Source organism: Novosphingobium sp. SL115, from assembly GCF_026672515.1.
Classification (GTDB): Bacteria; Pseudomonadota; Alphaproteobacteria; order Sphingomonadales; family Sphingomonadaceae; genus Novosphingobium.
Genome location: NZ_JAPPRG010000001.1, coordinates 64,422 through 81,862 on the forward strand (window position 1 = coordinate 64,422; position 17,441 = coordinate 81,862).

Sequence of the window (17,441 nt, forward strand, 5' to 3'; positions counted from 1 at the left end):
CAGTGGCTGTTTGATCGGATGTGCATATACCGAATTTGCAGGGGCAAACCCACGGGCGAGCTCATGCCCAAGGCGACCGTTGAGCCAGCCAGGGCTGCCAACCCCTCGATCCGGCACCTGCGTCGAACATGCCGTCACGCACCAGAAGAACTGTCTGGTTCCGGCGCATCATTGGCGAACTATAGGGCGTCGCGCATGTTGGCCATCAAGAGGCGGCCTCCACGCCTTGTTCGAGGCACGAATGGGCTGCAAATGTCCACTCAGCGTCGGCAATCCGATGGATATCGCAATCCCTCCCGGCTATGCTTGTGCCGGGCAATTCCAGTCCATATCACCATGCAAGTCATCTCTTCGCAAAGAGGCGTGAGCCGAAGGCCAGTGAAACTAAGCACGGTGTGCTGGTGTCGCTCAGCAACTTTCGGCTCGGGTTCACAGCGTTTAACGATTCCGTAGCCCGAACCAGCATATAATCTGATTGAACGCTCCGGTCGCATCCCGAGTGGTGGCGTAGGTTCTGACGGTAGCGCTGCTGGCCGAACGCGCGCTTTCAATATTGCGCTGTAGCGTCCGGCCAATAGCGAGGGTGGTCACCGTTGTCGCATTGCCTTATCATCGAAGTGACGGGTTGCCTTATGTAAATATGTTACAGCTTGCCTCGGCAGAGACGTAACCTGTTCCCTCTTGATAGCACCGCTTGTCGGCTTCGTGCTACACGGAGCCGTTGGCGTAGCGACGGGAGCACATGATAAATGACAACCAACACTCATGGGTCACCTAGCCGCTCTTATTCACGGAAGGTGGCCTGAAGGGTTGGCGGGAGTGACATAAGCCTCTGATCTGAATTAGGATCTGGGTGTCTAGTCCGAACCTGCCGCATGGCAGAAAATGCCACAGGCCACCCCCGCCGTGAATGAAGATAACGCAACCTCATTCCGATTCCCAGCTGTTGGCGGGAAGAAGACCACAGCTGCGTTTGACGGTGGCCGCCTGACCTCGGACGGCGGTGTGTTGTTGCTGGCTCAGGCCGAGCGGGCGATGGGGATTTGTCGGCGACTTACGGCTTGTATCGCCGACCGACGTGATCCGACGCGGGTGGTCCATCGGCTTGATGACATCTTGCGGGCCCGTGTGTTCGCGATCGCCTGCGGCTATGAGGATGCCGATGATCTCGACGCCCTGCGCGACGATCCGGGGTTCCGCCTGGCGCTGGGCAAGTTGCCAGGACCGGGCGCGGGGCTGGCCGGCCAACCGACGGTGAGCCGCTGGGAGAATGCACCGAACACGCGTGTGTTGGCCAGGATGATGGCCGAGATGATCGGCGTCTACTGTGCCAGCTATCCGGCCCCACCGGCGGCGGTGACGCTGGACATCGATGATACCTGCGATGTCGTCCACGGCTACCAGCAGTTGTCGTTCTGGAACGGGCATCATGGAGAGCGCTGCTTCCTGCCGATCCATGTCTACGACACTGCGACTGGCCGCCCGGTGGCGATGCTGCTGCGCACCGGCAAGACACCGTCGGGCGCCGAAGCGGCCGGCCACATCCGGCGCCTGGTGCGCCATATCCGCCGGCAATGGCCCGATACTCTCATCACCATCCGTGGCGATGGCCACTACGGCCGGCCCGAGGTCATGGCCTTCTGCGAAGCAGCAGGCGTCGATTACGTGTTCGGCTTGCCGACCAACGCCGCGCTGCGTGCCGATCCGGTCATCGTTGCCGTCGCCGATGCCTGCGCGGTCAAGCGTGCCAAGGCCCAGTATCCGGTGCTGCGCAATTATGCCGAGACCCGCTACGGCGCCAAGAGCTGGAACTGTCAGCGCCGCGTCGTCGCACGGATCGAGGTCAGCACGCTGGGCATGGACATCCGCTATGTCGTCACCTCGCTGGCCGAAGGCTCAGCCGAGCACATCTACGACACGCTCTACTGCGCGCGCGGCCAGGCCGAGAACCTGATCAAGCGCCACAAGACCCAGCTCGCCAGCGATCGCACCTCGTGCCGTTCGGCCAATGCCAACCAGATGCGCCTCATCCTGCATACCGCCTCATACTGGCTGCTGTGGCGCATCCAGCAGGAAACACCCCGGGCCACGGCGCTCGCCGCAGCCGAGTTCGCGACGCGACGCCTGCGCTTGCTCAAGGTCGCCGCCCGCGTCATCGAAACCGCATCGCGTATCCGTGTGGCCTTCGCCTCAGCCTGCCCCGATATCGGCGTGTTCAAAGCAATCGCCACCCGTCTCCGGCCAGCACCAACATAGCCAGTGCGGCGGTGCCGCCGAAAGCCCGAGCCCTCGTCCTTCAACCCTGGAAAGCCCATCGCTCCTGACATGGTGACAAACGCCGGCGAAGGCGCTCGCCCAGGTCACGCGGACAACGTCACATCGAGCCCGGAACGCCACAGAACGGCAGGCTTATGAATAGGACGGGCTAGCCGTTCATTGTGGCAAAACTACCAACCTCGTGCCATCTGAAAATGTGGGAGATTATTACCGCTTACGCACGAAGAACATGCAGATTTCCGCGATGCTGTCTATGCACGAAGCCTTGTTTCGCCGAGCCCGCCTTCATGCAAAGCATCTGCAAGGGCTACGTTTCAGTTCCGATGTGCGCGGATTATGCAACTCTGGCTCCAGATAGGTATCGTGCTCCCGCCCAGCCGTGATGAGGGCTTTATCCTCGCTTTTTCTATCATTGCACCCACACTTCGATCGTTATGAAACAGCTGCCAGATCATCAGACCCTGACCGTCTTCCTCCAGACTGCGTCCTGGGTGGAAACTGTCGAGCTGCTTTGTTCCCATAACGTTGTCAGCGTAGGTCGGATGGCTGGCGGCGCGCGCCGTTGCCTTCACGATGCGAGCCAGCCCTTCGCTCGCATCGTTGTTGAGAGGCATTGAGGTTCCTTTGGCGGCTGCCTCAAGCGCGGCGAGCGGTTGCACTGCGAATAGCTGGTAATGCAGCGCGAGCGCCCCCCGGGCCTTTTCACGGGGCAGAATGCCTGTAGCGTACCGGTCGGCCTTGACTTCAGCGATTATGGCATCTTGCGTGCGATCCCGCCCCCATTTCATCAGTCCTTCGTCACCGGACACCTTGCCGGCCATGAATACGGCGTAGTTTAACCAGTAGCCGTGGTTGTTCATGGTGCCGACCTGTTCGGTGATCACGTTCATGCGGCCGGAGGCGTCGATCATCGCGCGGCCAAGGCGATTGAACCAGTGTGCCACCCGAGCCTTCGATGCGGCATCGAGTGCGGGCTGACAATTTATCGCGTCAAAGGCAGTAGCTGCGCCAGCCACCGTCCAGTGTCTTTCGAAGTTGCCCTGATGGTTGAACTTACCGAGAAGTCCGTCAGACCTCGCCCAGCGGTCCATCTCGGCAAGTGCGCACGCGCGCTTGTCGGGAGCTAATGATACAGCATTGCTTTCAATCAGTCGGAGAAAATCCTTAAGCGGTTTACCCTTATTGATCGTTACCGCGACTGCTTTTGGATCGGGAAGGGGGTTGCCGCCATAGAGGCTCGGCAAAGTAAGATCTTTGATAACCGCGACAGGAATTCCGCAGGCGTTGTGCCTTGCTTCGCGGTCTGGTGCATGGCTTGCTGTCGCTGTCGCTGCCACCGCCACCAGCGCTAGTGCAGATGCGATCATGAAAACGGCATTCTGGCCTGCCTTGGTAATTTGCCAGGAATCGCGAGCCTGGCGGTGTAGGTGCAGCCGATAATCAGGCAAAAGATCAACCATGTTCCAATGCTTGTGCGAAGAAGAGAGGACTCGGTAAAGTTGTGCATGAAGAAGAAAGAAATTACCGAAAAGAGAAATGGGATCGAAGCCGATTCAGCGCGCCACACAAAAATACCGTCGCGCACCGGAACCACGAACAACGCGAATAGTGCAAGGATCAAGCCGACCAAACCGATCGCAGCTGTCACGTCGATGTAGCCGTTGTGGCCCTGCGTGAGTTCGGCGATGTATACGAACTGCCCCGTAACGTAGGGATTGGAGGGAGTATTCCAGAATGCCGAAAAGCCGACACCTTGGAGCGGTCGATCCCCGATTGCAGCGAACAGGACCTGCCAGATCATCGCACGGTTCGTAAGGGTAGTAGGGTCGTTCAGTATTTCAATGAGGTAGCTTGAAAGCAGGGTGCCCGATATGAGTGAGAATGCGATCATGACAAGCAATGTCTTCATCAGGGTGATTTTGCCATCGCTGAGTTTCAACGCCTTGTTCACTGCAAGGAGCACGAGCAATGCGGGTATAAAGAGGAAGAGCGAAGTCTTCGAACCGGTCATAACGAGAAGGCCGAAAATTGGCAGGGCCAAAAGCAGCGCATAGAGGGGGCGTGTAGGACGGGAGGGCGAGACAAGCGCGAGAAGCGCGATTACGCAGTAGGCCCCGGTATTGTTCTTGTGAGGGAAAAGGCCGCGCCAGTCGCCAACGACTTCAGCAGCATCACCGGGCTGGTGGATGGCGTTCTTGACCACTAGGCACGACAAAAAACTAACAATGCATAGGAAAATTAGAACCTTGGTGCTAACTTTGATCGTTCGCTCGACACCAAGGGCTTGCGCGCTGGTGTAGGCTAGAAAGGTGGTTAAAACGGTTAGTATGCCGCGCTTGAACGTATCCCCTGGCCCGACCGACCAAGCAGTTGAGGCGATGATCCAACCGAGAAGGATCCAAAGTGATAGCGGGAAGACATGTAATGATTTGCCGCGGGCGTGCCAGAAATAGACCAGTACGCTCACGCTGAACAGCACAGTCATCAGCGCCATGCGGACAACGTCGTCGTAGGGGTTAACTATACGGACGCTGTAGACCAGGGGAGCTGGGAATGGATCGAGGCCAACCGTGTAATATGCAAGGACGATGCAGATGACGAACGTAAACCAGCGGTGGAAAAATCTCTGCGAGGCCAAAGCTTTGTTCCTGGGACATTGTACAGATTGTCTCATGGTGAATCCATGATCCGACCGGATTGTCCGTTACCGGTAGTTCTTGGGATCATACTCGTCGTAAATTCGGTTGTTGAGACCGCTCCAAATTCCGCTGCCACGCGCACGGTCGCGCATGCTCAGAAACTCTATCCGGGGATTACCGCGCGATTGCAAGCGCCGAATGTTGCTACGAAAGATGAGTGCGAGGGACCGAAAGCCGAGCGATAGCATCGCCTTGATCCGGCCCTTCTGCTCTGCCGTGACCCGACCGTAAACAGTGCCGTTGCGAAAATGACGCTTGAGCAGCCAGTCCTGGGACAAACGCGAAGGGCCAATATCTTCGTAGACAAGGCCTTTCGCGGCAAAGGCATGCAAAGTCCCCAAGCGGGCGGTGCGCCGCAAGAACTCACTGTCGGATCCGCCCGACATAGCATAGCTCTCGTTGAAGAAATGGCCCTCACATCTGAGCAGGAAGGCACGGCTCATCCCGATATTGGCTGTACTGTCCACGCGCTCCACCCCTTCTAGCACGGGGAGTTGGGATTTGGTGTAATCTTCCTCCAGAAGCCCAGGCGGCAGTGTGCCTAGAATGACCGGCACGACCGGTCCGGCGACGACGTCGGCCCCTTGCTGGAGCGCCACAACAAGCGCATCGATCCAGCTTCTCGATGCCATCTCGTCATCGTCGATCATGAGCAGGTGATCACAACTGGATTCCAAGAAAGTTGCGATGATGGCGTTGCGGGCGAACGGAATCCCCGCCCGCGCTTCAGGTACATAGGAGATTGGGGCTGGATAGGATTCCACCACCGAACGACCTTGCTGACCAGCATCGTTGTCAATCACTGCAACCTGCACGCTGTGCTCGGTCTCCAACGCAAAAATGCTGTCCAGCGTCTTTCGTAAACCAACCGGATTGCGGCAGGTTGGAACCCCGACGAAGACTTTGACGGTCTGCGACACATTTCGCCCTTTCGCGTTGCCTGTTTCTGGCGCACGGGTATCAGATCTGCTCATTCGATCCGCTCAGTCTGATCCGAAGAGATCACGGGTGAACACCTTTGCTTTAACATCGCTGATTGCCTCAGTCATGCGATTGGCGATGATCACGTCGCATTCCGCTTTGAATTGGTCGAGATCGCGGATCACTTTCGAGCCGAAGAACTCGTCTTCGGCTATAGCGGGTTCGAACACAACCACTTCAATGCCCTTGGCCTTGATCCGCTTCATGATGCCCTGGATGGACGATTGCCGGAAATTATCGGATCCGGCCTTCATCGCAAGGCGAAAGATGCCGACATTGCGCGGCTTGCCGGCGATGACCTGCTCGGCGAGGAAGTCCTTGCGCGTGCTGTTGGCGTCCACGATCGCGCGGATCAGGTTCTGGGGGACGTCGGAATAGTTCGCAAGCAGCTGCTTGGTGTCCTTGGGCAGGCAATAGCCGCCGTAGCCGAAGCTAGGGTTGTTGTAGTGTGTGCCAATGCGCGGGTCGAGGCCTACCCCGTCGATGATCTGGCGCGTGTCCATGCCGCCTGCGATCGCGTAGCTATCCAGCTCGTTGAAAAAGGCGACGCGCATCGCGAGGTAAGTGTTGGCGAAAAGCTTGATAGCCTCGGCCTCGCCCGCATGGGTGAAAAGGATCGACACGTCTTTCTTCTCCGCGCCTCCGAGTAGCAAATCGGCGAACACCTTTGCCCGTTCCGACTGCTCGCCCACAATGATGCGCGAAGGGTGCAGGTTGTCGTAAAGCGCCCTGCCCTCGCGCAGGAATTCCGGACTGAAGATCACGTTGGGCGTGCCAAGCCGAGCGCGTACGTCCTCGACGAAGCCAACCGGGATCGTCGACTTGATGACGATCGTGGCGTCCGGGTTTAAGTCCCTCGCCGTGGCGATCACCAGCTCAACCGAGGACGTGTCGAACTTGTTAGTCTCGACGTCGTAGTTGGTGGGCGTGGCCACGATGACGTAGGTCGCCCCCGCCAGTGCCTCTGCCGGATCTAGCGTCGCAGTCAGGTTCAACGGGCGCGTCGCGAGAAATTCTTCCAGCTCAGCATCGTCGATCGGCGACTGGCGGGCATTGAGCATGGTCACGCGATCGGCCGAAATGTCAACCGCAGCGACCTCGTTGTACTGGGCCAACAAAACAGCATTGGAAAGTCCGACATAACCCAACCCGAAAACGGCAATTTTCATCAAGGAATTCCCACTCGGTGTTTCATGAGGCCATCCGCGAGAGACATTTGGCCAGGAACGATGACAGGCGCAAAGAACATCAGACGGTACTCTAGCAACGGCACCCCGGTATCCTGCCGGACCGCTTCATCAAAGCACCATAATCCCTCGTCTCCAGAATATCTGCCCGCCCCGCCTATTCAACTTTCCGGTTAGCGCAGTCAACGACATTATGCTGCATCTGCACATGACATTGCCGTCTGGTATTTATCAACCGGAAAGGCCGCCGATCGCTTGCATTCGATTGGCGGCTACGGAAGCGGAATCCGTGGCGCTCGCCGATTTCCCCTATTGATCATGAACTGCGGTTGATACCGCCAGCCGAGACGGCGGTAATACCAGATCCGCCCACCCTCGTCTTCCGACACTGCGCATATCCGGTCGGTCGGAACTTGCCGAGGTTCGGGGAAGGACCAGCCATCGGGTTTCAACGACAAAATTAAACAAATATTGATGCGTAGTAATAGGATCCTGTTACGAAGAAAGGGCCCACAGAACAGGATGAAGACCCCTACCAATCCCTCTGCCTGCCTGCGATCGCAAGGCATGCGCCATGTTCCGAGATCGCGCAGGGGTTTGGATTTCTTGCGATCGTGGCTGCCAAAGCCCCGGGGGGGCGCCCGGAGGAACCGATGCCGCATTCTGAGCGCCAGCCCCCAATAATTCAATAATTGGTGTGGTTTTGACCAAAGGCCGTTCCGCGGTTGGCACAAGATTTCCGTTGCCAAGGCCACCGGCTCGAAACGCTTTGGAACTTTTGTCCTCGACACCGCTACGAATGCGTTTGACTGGTCCGCCATTCGATGGCTATTTCTCGCACATGCAGCAAGCATCATTCTCGCACATGCAGCAAGTATCATCGTCTTATGGTCCGGCGGTTGCTGCATATGTCGAAGTGTCCGGAGCCTGATATGGTATTGCCCGCAGGCTGTATCGGACAAGGCATGGCATCAACGTAATTACCCCAGACACGCAACTAGGTAGTGATCATTTCGATGACAGCATGCCCCACGCCAAGTGAGTTGATCCTGCGCGCCGCAAGCCGCTTCAAGAGTCTCAGTTACCTTGAAAACGGCGTGCCCGCCGGGTGGAACGGACCGCATCATGATCCGCAGACGCCTCTGCGCAATTCGGCGCATTGGGTGATCATTCTGTTGCGCGCAGCAGAGCTTTCAGGCGACTCCTGGTTTCGCGAGGCAGCAAGAACGCTCACGGAAAGAATACTCTCGGATTCTTCGTTCGCCGAAGGGCGAGTTCCAGTCGCGCGGCAGAAGTTGTCGAAGGATACGGTCAACGGCGTGATCGGCGTTGCATGGATCGTCGAAGGACTCGTGGAAGCCGGCAACAAACTGGGCTGGAGCGAACCGCTTGATGCGGCGGTGAAGCTCTGCAAATATTTCCCCTATAATGCGGAACTCGGAGCTTGGAACGTGCGTGAGCACGACGGCACGCTGCGCGGTATTGATTCCACGCTCAATCACCAGATATGGTATGCTATGGCTCGCGCCATGTGCGTTCCGCATGCGCCCTACCTCGCGGACGAACTGCGACAGTTCCTTGCCACTCTAGACAGGCACTGCCGCCTCAATGGAGAGCAGATGGTCACCCACATGCTCTCCTTCCCGCTAACCACCAAACTGGGGCTGATCTCCCGTGCGGAATCAATCGTACGTATCATCGACCCGTGGATTGGCAACCAGTTGTTGCGCAAGGCGCCAATCTACAAGCGCCTCCATTCCCTTGCGAAATACCATGCCGCCAAGGAGGCGGGATATATCATTTTCACGCTTCATGGCCTTGCGCGCATCAAGGCGCTGGGGTGGGATCTCGGTCGCGTCGATGCGGTATCGCGCGAGGCCTTCGCCCGGTCCGTCAAGCCTGATTTCATGGCTGCTCTCAAGCGGAACACTTGGTCATACGGTTACAATCCCCCCGGTTTCGAGGTGATGGAAGTATTCCGGCAGTTTGGCGATGGCAGCGCTCTCGAACGTGCTGCGGTGGCGGAGCATTATCGCACGCAACTCGACATGACATACACAGACGGCGGCGCTTTTATTGGTATCGCGGACCCCGAAACGGCAGAGGCACGTCTCTATCCGCTGGCCTTGCTTTCGAATGAGAATTTCTCTGCGTTCGAACGGATAGTCGCGGATGGAGGACCTGCACGATGATGCATATACGCTTCAAGATCATCCCTTATCGCAAGCTGCAGTTTGCCGCCCAGTTCGGCTTTTCGGTACGCGATCTCATGATGCTGCAGGCGCTTGCCCGCATGCCCGGGGTACTCTCGATCGATTGGCTTGAACGGCCCGACACCATCCCTGAGCGGATACTCGGCGGGTTCCGCGGCCCGCCGACGATGGAAGGCGTGACTTATCACCGCAAGCTGGATTTTTCTCTCCTGGGGCCGCTGCGCGAGAGGCGCTCATGGGCTCGCAAGTCGATCGGCCTGCACAACACAGCGCTCTGCTCCGCTCCGGCGGACGATGCGATCAACGTCATCCTCGACTTCAATCCATTCTTCATCCCCCCGGCCGAGGCACTGGAGGGTCATTTCTACTGGTACGACCTCATCGACAACTTCGTGAAGCACAACCGCTACACGGAGGCTGACCGGAACCATGTTGCCGCCAAGTATGCGTGGGTGAACGAGCACGCGGACCTAATTACGGGCGTCAGTTCCGATTCCATCCGGTCCTTCGACAAGGGGGTGGTCCTAGCCAATCGCATCCTGCGCCCGGATGCCGCCGCAGCAAGCGGTGTTGCAGACGCAAGTTACCCAGAATTCGACCTCGGCTTCGTAGGTTTTATCACCGACAAGTTCGATCATGAATTTGTACTAGGTCTTGCCGATCGGGGGCTTAAGGTCCTTGTCTGCGGAAAGGCGTACGACAAGACGGTAACCGACAATCTCGAGGCGCACCCCAATGTCACCTACGGTGGGCCGTACAACGCCCAACAAGTCAATCAACTCGTACGGCGCTTTCGAATAGGTCTTATCCCTTACCGGATCGACCGGCTTCACGATGAATCACCAATTAAGTTCTTCCATTATGTCACCAATGGTCGCGCGGTCATGATGAGCCGTCATTTCAATGATATCGAGGGCCGTTTTGCCGATTACGTGCACTATTACGATCCCCGTAACGTAGAGGATGCGGCCGAATTCAGCCGCCAGATCATTGCCGATTTTTCCGACGTGAGCAGGAAGATCGTGGCCATCTGCAATTCCACCAACGAGATGTACTGGGAAGATTCTCTCCACGACATCATGGCCCCTCTACTCGCGCGTAAGGGATTAACCGCCCATGGCTGAAAAGCAGCTCGGCGGCGTCAAAGGCGGCGGCATATGGACCTCTATCGGCGCGCTCGTCGGTGCCGGTGCGCAGTTCGCCGCAGTCGGTTCGGTAGCATTCTTCCTAGATCCGCTGGCTTCGGGCGAATTCGCGATCGCGCTCTTCCTCATCGGCTTCCTTAGCGTGATGCTGCCCCTAGGCAATGACTTCGCAATCGTGATGCGGCGCTCGATCTCACGCCCTGAGCTTACAGGGATCATCGTGCGTGCGGTCGCGCTTACGGTGCTGGCCTTGTTAATCTGCGTAGGAATTTACGCATTCGTGCCCAGCGCGACGCAAGGCTTTCGGGAATCTACGGCAATTATCTCGATTATTTCAGGACTTTCCGAAAGCGTTGTACTCATCATCGTGGCGGTCAAGCAGCGGGATCTGAAGTACAAAGAGATCGAAATAAGCAATATCATCCGCTATTCGCTCTTTGCGATATTGAGTATCGGATTGCTGCTGGTTTGGCATGATGTCATCGGTGCGATCATCGCGCGAATCGTCGGCTCGGTTGTCGCTATAGTACTTCTCATGCGCAATCTGCCACTTAATACCGAATCAGAGGAGCATCCGAAGGACAATACGGCACGTGACATAACATTAAAGAATATCGTTAACTATCTTTCGATGAATGCGGAGATCCTCGCTGCTAGCCCAAAGCTGGGAATCGCAGGTATCGGCCTTTATGATTTCGGTCGGCGCCTCGTCGCTCAGCCGCGAAATCTCATTGGCACAGTGGTCTTCAAATTCACGTTTCCGTTGTTCTCAAGGATCAGCCGCATCACGCGCGCAGCAAGCCGGGAGCGCGCCTTTCGCCTTGTCTACGTGGGTGCTGTCCGCGCCGCACTCATCTTCGGTTTGCCGATCATCGGCGTGATTTCGATCCTCACCCAGAAATGGCTCGCGGTGATTTTCGGCGCTGAATGGACAGCGGCGGTCAGCGTCGTTCAGGTCTTCGCGCTTACCTCGATCATCCAGATCGTCGGAAACAATCTGATCACCGCCGCGCTCACCGCGCGCGGCAAAGCGAATATCATCCTCATGAGCGAGGTCATCTCGGTACTGCCCCGCATGGGGGTTATCTACCTCGCATCATTCTATGGCGTAACGGCAGTGGCGGTGATGACCGGTGTGTTCATCGTCTTCAAAATCATCTCCATGCAATACCTCTTGTTCAAGTTTTCATCATTGCGAGCTGGCCATCTGCTCAAGGCGATCATGCCCGTCATCGGCATCTTCGTGATCGCTTGGGGCTCGGGCCTGCTGGTGGATCATGGAATTCCTGGCATTCCGGGCACAATCCTCAGCCTCCTAATCTACAGCATAATGTACTTGGCAGGCATCTACATTTTCGAGCGGAAGGTCGCCGACGACATGATCCACAACGTGCGCAAGATCGTGACGAAGGCAGCAAAATAGCCGGTCTGGCCTTGGCTGGTTGAAGCGGGATGGAAATAGTCAGCGTTGTAGCGAGTAAACGACAATCATGAAGCACAGCGGAGCCACCTACAGGCGTGACATTGATGGTCTGCGATCGCTCGCGATCCTTCCCATTCTCCTATTTCACGCAGGATTCACAGTCTTTTCAGGCGGTTACACAGGCGTCGATATCTTTTTCGTGATTTCCGGTTACTTGATCACCGGGATCATGTGTCGCGAACTCGATGGTGGAAATTTCAGCCTTGTAAGGTTTTACGTCCGACGTGTACGACGCATCATGCCGGCTCTTGCCGCGCTCCTAATATTTACAAGCGCGGTCGGGTATTTTCTCCTAACCACGCACGAATTTCGTGAGTATGGGCAGAGCCTCTTCGCAACGTCCATTTTCGCCGCCAACATATACTTCTGGCAGATCGCGGGATATTTCGACTCGGCGTCCGAGACCAAACCACTGCTCCACATGTGGTCACTCGGGGTTGAAGAGCAGTTCTACATTTTCTTTCCAGTAGTTCTCTCCCTGATGTGGAGAGCGCCTGCATTGGTTCGAAATGCGCTGGTGATAGTAATCGCATTACTGTCGTTCATTTGGTCTTGCTACCAAGTGCAAACGGCGCCAACGAGCGCGTTCTATTCCCCGATAGGCCGCGCTTGGGAGTTCCTGATCGGCTCGATGCTAGCGATGGGCATGGTTCCGCAAGTGCGGTCGGTGCTTGCCCGCGAGATCATTGGCATTGCGGCGCTTGCCGCGATCACCTTCCCGACTTTCGTATATACCACCACGATGCCATTTCCTGGTCCGACCGCCGCGCTACCAGTGCTCGGTACGGCTGCACTGATCCATGTCGGCCGGGATGCGAACCTAGCAAGCCGCCTACTGGAAAACACCGTGCTGGTCTGGTTCGGTTGGATTTCCTACTCGCTCTACCTGTGGCACTGGCCTGTCATGGCCTACATGCGCTATGTTTCATACGGCGAGATAACGCCGGTTATGAGTTTCGTCGCAATTGCTGTTTCGATAGCACTGGGTACGTTAAGCTGGAAATATGTAGAAAATCCGTTCCGGTCGTCGAATTTCAACGCTCCCAAGAAAGTCTTTGCTGTGGCCGGAGCAGTCTTTCTGCCACTCTGTATCTTCGCGCTAGTCGTGCACAAGACTCAAGGACTTCCCGACCGCTATTCGCCCGAGATGCTGGGCATCGCAAACGGCGGGCGTGACATCAATCCGCGACGTAGTGAGTGCCTCCAGAGGTCCGGGTCAGAGATTGCCGAGGGCCGTGGGTGTGATTTTGGGGTAGCGGGACAGCCTGTCACCTTCACGGTTATCGGTGACAGTTTCGCTGATGCCATGATGACGGGGATCGCCGAAGCGGCAGAGAAGGACGGACTTCGCGGCCGGATATTCATGCGCGAGGGGTGCTTTGCGCTGCTGGAAATCAATCAGGAGAATCCCAAATGCCGCGAGTTCATGAGGCGCGCGGCACGCGAGGCGATGGCCATGCCTGACGTGAAAACTGTCGTTCTGGTCAGTCGCTGGGCTTCCGCGGCTGAATCGAGTCGTGTCGGGGTCAATACCTGGTCGCGCTTCATCACAGACGACCAGTCGAAAGCGGAAAGCGCTACCGAGGCCCACCGCGTCTTTGCGGCCGGGCTGGAGCGCATGATCAACGCCTTGCCCGGCAAGCGCATTATCATTGTCTACGGAACACCTGAACAGGAATACATCGTCTCGCGTGAAGCCACGCTCGATGCGCGTTTCCACCGCACGACCCATTGGGAAGTGACCAAGGAGGCCTATGATGCTCGACAGGCCTTCCTTCGCACCGTAATGCGCTCCGCGATGGCCTCGCATCCGAACGTGATGGCGATCGACACTGGTTCCAAATGGTGCACTTCGGGCATTTGCGTAGGCGTTCTCGACAACAAGGCACTTTACGCCGACGACAATCACGTTACCCGGTACGGCGCCAGCCTCGCCGTTCCGGCGCTGAGCGCGGCGCTGGCTGGCCAAGTTCCTGAACTTTAGCCGGAATCGAGACGGCGGGCCGCGAGGTGCGAACTGCAAATGCACCACCAGCGACCCTACAGCGATCTGGATCCCTGGCGCACTGGACGCGAGCTGCTGAAAAAGCTCCAGACCGGGGTGCCGGGAAATTACCCGGAGGGACTCCTGCGGACAGTCCAGCGACGGCTTAAAGTTTGGCGCACTGCACATACACGAGCGCTCGTGTTCAGAGTCATACCTTCATCGCCCAATGAGGGAATGGCAGCCGCATCGGCCGGGGTCGGCGTTGCTTGGCAATGTCTTGTAGGGAACATATTACGTGAGGCAACACGAATCCTCATCCAGTTTGTCGCGCTACACCAATCGGCCCGTCAGTGTGCGTGTGTATCCCGAACGGCTTGTCATTGTCGCGGAAGGGCAGTTTCTGTGTGAGCACGAGCGGATCATTGATCGGTCCCATCACAGGTCCGGGCGTACGATCTGTGACTGACGGCACTATCTGGCCGTTGTTCAGCGCAAGCCGGGCGCCTTGCGCAATGGCGCCCCCTTCCTGGAGATGCTCGAAGCCTTCCGACAACTACAGGTAAGGCTGCTCAAGCGGCTTGGCGGAGACAAGGAAATGGTCGAGATCCTGTCCCTTGTCCTGCACCATGACGAACAGGCTGTCCTGCGCGCTTTTGAACTCGCCTTCGAGGACGGGGTGGCAACCAAAACCCATGTTCTCAAGATCCTGCATCGCCTAATCGATGGGAAGGCTCCACCAGCTCCCCCGATAGATGCCCCACAAGCCTTGCGCCTCGGCAAGGAGCCCAAAGCCGATGTCGGCCGCTACGACACGTTGAGCGAGCTGCGCCATGCGTCATGATCCTGCCAGTGCTGCTGTGGTCGTAATGCTCCGCGGTCTCAAGATGTATGGCATGGCCCAAGCCGTCAGCGACCTGATTGAGCAAGGGGCCCCGGCGTTCGAGGCGGCCGTGCCGACGCTGTCCCAGTTGCTCAAGGCAGAAATGGCCGAGCGCGAGGTCCGCTCGATCGCCTATCAGATCAAGGCTGCTCGCTTCCCGGCATACAAGGACTTGGCCGGCTTCGACTTTGCCGCCAGCAAGGTCAATGAGGCATTGGTACGTCAGCTCTACCGCAGCGACTTCATGGACAGTGCCGACAACGTGGTGCTGATTGGCGGCCCCGGCACGGGCAAGAGTCACATGGCCACCGCCCTTGGCGTCCAGGCCGTCGAGCACCATCGCCGGAAGGTGCGCTTTTTTGCCACTGTCGATCTGGTCATTGCACTCGAACAGGAAAAGGCGGGCAACAGGGCTGGCCAGATTGCCGAACGGCTGCTCAAGCTCGATCTCATCATCCTGGATGAACTGGGATATCTGCCGTTTAGTCCGTCCGGTGGCGCCCTGCTGTTCCATCTGCTCAGCAAACTCTACGAGCGTACCAACGTCGTGATCACAACCAACCTCAGCTTCAGCGAATGGTCTGGCGTCTTCGGCGATGCCAAGATGACCACTGCCTTGCTCGATCGCCTCACCCATCATTGCCACATCCTCGAGACAGGCAATGACAGCTTCCGCTTCAGGGCCAGCTCCGCCGCACCCAAATCCAGAAAGGGACAAACCCAGCTCTTGACCATGCCCCTCGTGGGCAGCACTTATCCAACACCCACCCGGGTCAAATCTCAGCGCTACTCAACTGATCCACGCACTATTCCATCGCCGCAAGATATGAAGCTGAGTGAATGAATTCTGCTCTAAAGCGGTTTTCGATCAGTCTGGATCATAGCCGCACGAGCTGAAGTAGTTGGGCTGGAAGATGTCGATGAGCTTGCCGATAAGGCCCCACAAGCCATTCACGGTGCGCTCGCCCGCTTTTCGAAGCATGGCCTTGAGGCGGGAGAAGGCCTTCTCGATCGGATTGAAGTCGGGGCTGTAGGGCGGCAGGAAGCGCAGTGTTGCCCCTGCTGCCTCGATCCTGTCACGGACTGCAAGGCGCTTGTGGCTCGACAGATTGTCCATGATGACAACGTCGCCGGGCCGCAGTTCGGGCACGAGGACCTGCGCCACGTAGGCTTCGAACCAGTCGCCGTTGATCGGACCGTCCAGCACCATGGGCGCGACCATGCCGGTCATGCGCAGGCCCGCTACCAGCGTGGTCGTCTTGCGGTGGCCGTGCGGGAACACCATCCGTAAGCGCTCGCCCTTGGCACAACGACCGTGGCTGCGGGTCATGTTGGTGGCGGTCCAGGTTTCGTCGATAAAGACCAGGCGTTCCGGTTCGAGATCGGTCTGGGCATCGAACCAATCACGGCGCTGGCTCAGGACGTCGGGCCGGTCTTGCTCGATGGCGTGCCCAGTCTTTATGGGATGGCCCGCCCCTTTTCCCCGGCATCGGATATGATGTCGGTGCTTGAGAAGGAAAGGAGCGGACCGATGTCTATTGTGATCCTTGGCGTTGATTTGGGCAAGAATGCCTGCAGTGTGGTGGGCGTGGATGCGACAGGCGCTGTCATCATGCGCAGGTCGATGCGGCCAGACGCTGATCGATTATGTCGCCAAGCTTCCGGCGTGCGTGGTTGCGATGGAGGCATGCTGCGGCGCGCATCATCTGGGACGCTTGTTTGCCTCGCACGGGCACGAGATCAGGTTGATGTCGCCGGAATACGTTCGGCCCTATGTCAAAGCGCAGAAGAACGATGATCGTGATGCCGAGGGGATCGCAGAGGCAGCCTCGCGTCCCACGATGCGGTTCGTCGACCTCAAGAACCAGGAGCAATTGGACATCCAGACGCTCCACCGGGTTCGCTCGCGCCTGGTGGCAGGGCGCAGGAGCTTGACCAACCAGTTGCGGGCGATTTTGCTGGAGCGTGGCACGATCTTCCCGGTCGGGCGCCGCAAGCTGGAGCTCGGCATCGATGCCCTGCTGGCCGATGAGGATACGACGTTGTCACCGCGTCTGCGCCAGTTGGTGGGCGAACTGCGTGCCGAATGGCGCGAACTCGATGGCAGGATCGAAACCCTGAACGGCGAGTTCGTCGAACTGGCACGCAATGATGCCGCCGCACGAAGGCTGACATCCATACCCGGTGTTGGCGTGCTGAACGCAACCGCTCTGATCGCGGCCGTGGGCAATGCCAGCAGCTTTGCCAAGGCACGGGATCTGGGTGCCTGGCTCGGACTGGTACCCCGACAACATACCACCGGCGGCAAGCCACGGTTGCTCGGCATCTCCAAACGCGGGAATACCTACTTGCGCACCTTGCTCATCCACGGAGCCAGGGCAGCGCTGCCATCGCTAGCTCGCAGCGAGACGCCACTGGGGCGCTGGCTAACAGGAATGATCGAGCGAGGAGTCCACCGCAATGCCATCGTCGTCGCGCTGGCCAACAAGCTGGCGCGGATCGCATGGGCGGCCTTGCGCAAGGACGCGACGTTCGAACGCGGCTACCCAGTCGCGGCATAACCGGATCGGCCGCGTGCATCTGAGCACA

The 17,441-nt window shown here is 57.9% G+C and carries 9 protein-coding genes and 5 pseudogenes; 8 read left to right on the forward strand and 6 right to left on the reverse strand.

All coding sequences use genetic code 11. The annotated features are described in order from the left end of the window. Positions 1–182: 182 nt before the first annotated feature. Positions 183–338, reverse strand: a pseudogene (locus OVA07_RS00320) (IS5/IS1182 family transposase); the annotation flags it as partial. Positions 339–885: 547 nt separating this feature from the next. Here OVA07_RS00320 and OVA07_RS00325 point away from each other — a divergent pair. Next, positions 886–2,256 carry an IS1380 family transposase gene (locus OVA07_RS00325; protein WP_268169489.1) on the forward strand — a complete coding sequence of 457 codons (1,371 nt, stop codon included), beginning with the start codon at positions 886–888 and terminating at the stop codon, positions 2,254–2,256. 335 nt (positions 2,257–2,591) lie between these two features. Here OVA07_RS00325 and OVA07_RS00330 read toward each other — a convergent pair whose 3' ends face one another. The 4 genes from OVA07_RS00330 to OVA07_RS00345 form a co-directional block, all read right to left on the reverse strand. After that, positions 2,592–3,737: an alginate lyase family protein gene (locus OVA07_RS00330; RefSeq protein WP_268169490.1), complete on the reverse strand. Its 1,146-nt coding sequence runs from the start codon at positions 3,735–3,737 to the stop codon at positions 2,592–2,594. After that, positions 3,641–4,771, reverse strand: coding sequence for an O-antigen ligase family protein (locus OVA07_RS00335; RefSeq protein ID WP_268169491.1), 1,131 nt, complete (start codon positions 4,769–4,771; stop codon positions 3,641–3,643). The genes OVA07_RS00330 and OVA07_RS00335 overlap by 97 nt, the downstream gene beginning before the upstream one ends. A 210-nt stretch (positions 4,772–4,981) precedes the next feature. Next, positions 4,982–5,950, reverse strand: coding sequence for a glycosyltransferase family 2 protein (locus OVA07_RS00340; protein ID WP_268169492.1), 969 nt, complete (start codon positions 5,948–5,950; stop codon positions 4,982–4,984). Positions 5,951–5,959: 9 nt separating this feature from the next. After that, positions 5,960–7,126 carry a nucleotide sugar dehydrogenase gene (locus OVA07_RS00345; RefSeq protein ID WP_268169493.1) on the reverse strand — a complete coding sequence of 389 codons (1,167 nt, stop codon included), beginning with the start codon at positions 7,124–7,126 and terminating at the stop codon, positions 5,960–5,962. A gap of 1,022 nt (positions 7,127–8,148) precedes the next feature. Between OVA07_RS00345 and OVA07_RS00350 the strand changes: the two genes are divergently transcribed. The 6 genes and pseudogenes from OVA07_RS00350 to istB all read left to right on the forward strand — a co-directional run. After that, complete coding sequence (locus OVA07_RS00350; protein WP_268169494.1) at positions 8,149–9,336, forward strand: hypothetical protein; 1,188 nt, start codon at positions 8,149–8,151, stop codon at positions 9,334–9,336. Next, a complete protein-coding gene (locus OVA07_RS00355) occupies positions 9,333–10,481 on the forward strand; it encodes a hypothetical protein (protein WP_268169495.1) in 1,149 nt (382 codons plus the stop codon). Before OVA07_RS00350 ends, OVA07_RS00355 begins: the two co-directional genes overlap by 4 nt. Next, on the forward strand, positions 10,474–11,925 hold the full coding sequence (locus tag OVA07_RS00360) for an oligosaccharide flippase family protein (RefSeq protein WP_268169496.1): 1,452 nt from the start codon (positions 10,474–10,476) through the stop codon (positions 11,923–11,925). The genes OVA07_RS00355 and OVA07_RS00360 overlap by 8 nt, the downstream gene beginning before the upstream one ends. Positions 11,926–11,992: 67 nt before the next feature. Then, complete coding sequence (locus tag OVA07_RS00365; protein ID WP_268169498.1) at positions 11,993–13,969, forward strand: acyltransferase family protein; 1,977 nt, start codon at positions 11,993–11,995, stop codon at positions 13,967–13,969. Between the two features lie 334 nt (positions 13,970–14,303). Further along, positions 14,304–14,813: pseudogene (locus OVA07_RS00370) on the forward strand (IS21 family transposase); the annotation flags it as partial. Further along, a pseudogene (gene istB, locus OVA07_RS00375) lies at positions 14,803–15,573 on the forward strand (IS21-like element helper ATPase IstB); the annotation flags it as partial. The pseudogenes OVA07_RS00370 and istB, both read left to right, overlap by 11 nt. Before the next feature lie 147 nt (positions 15,574–15,720). Here the strand turns inward: istB and OVA07_RS00380 are convergent. Beyond that, positions 15,721–16,311: pseudogene (locus tag OVA07_RS00380) on the reverse strand (IS630 family transposase); the annotation flags it as partial. Between the two features lie 72 nt (positions 16,312–16,383). Between OVA07_RS00380 and OVA07_RS00385 the strand changes: the two are divergent. Beyond that, a pseudogene (locus OVA07_RS00385) lies at positions 16,384–17,413 on the forward strand (IS110 family transposase). The last annotated feature ends 28 nt before the right edge of the window (positions 17,414–17,441 follow it).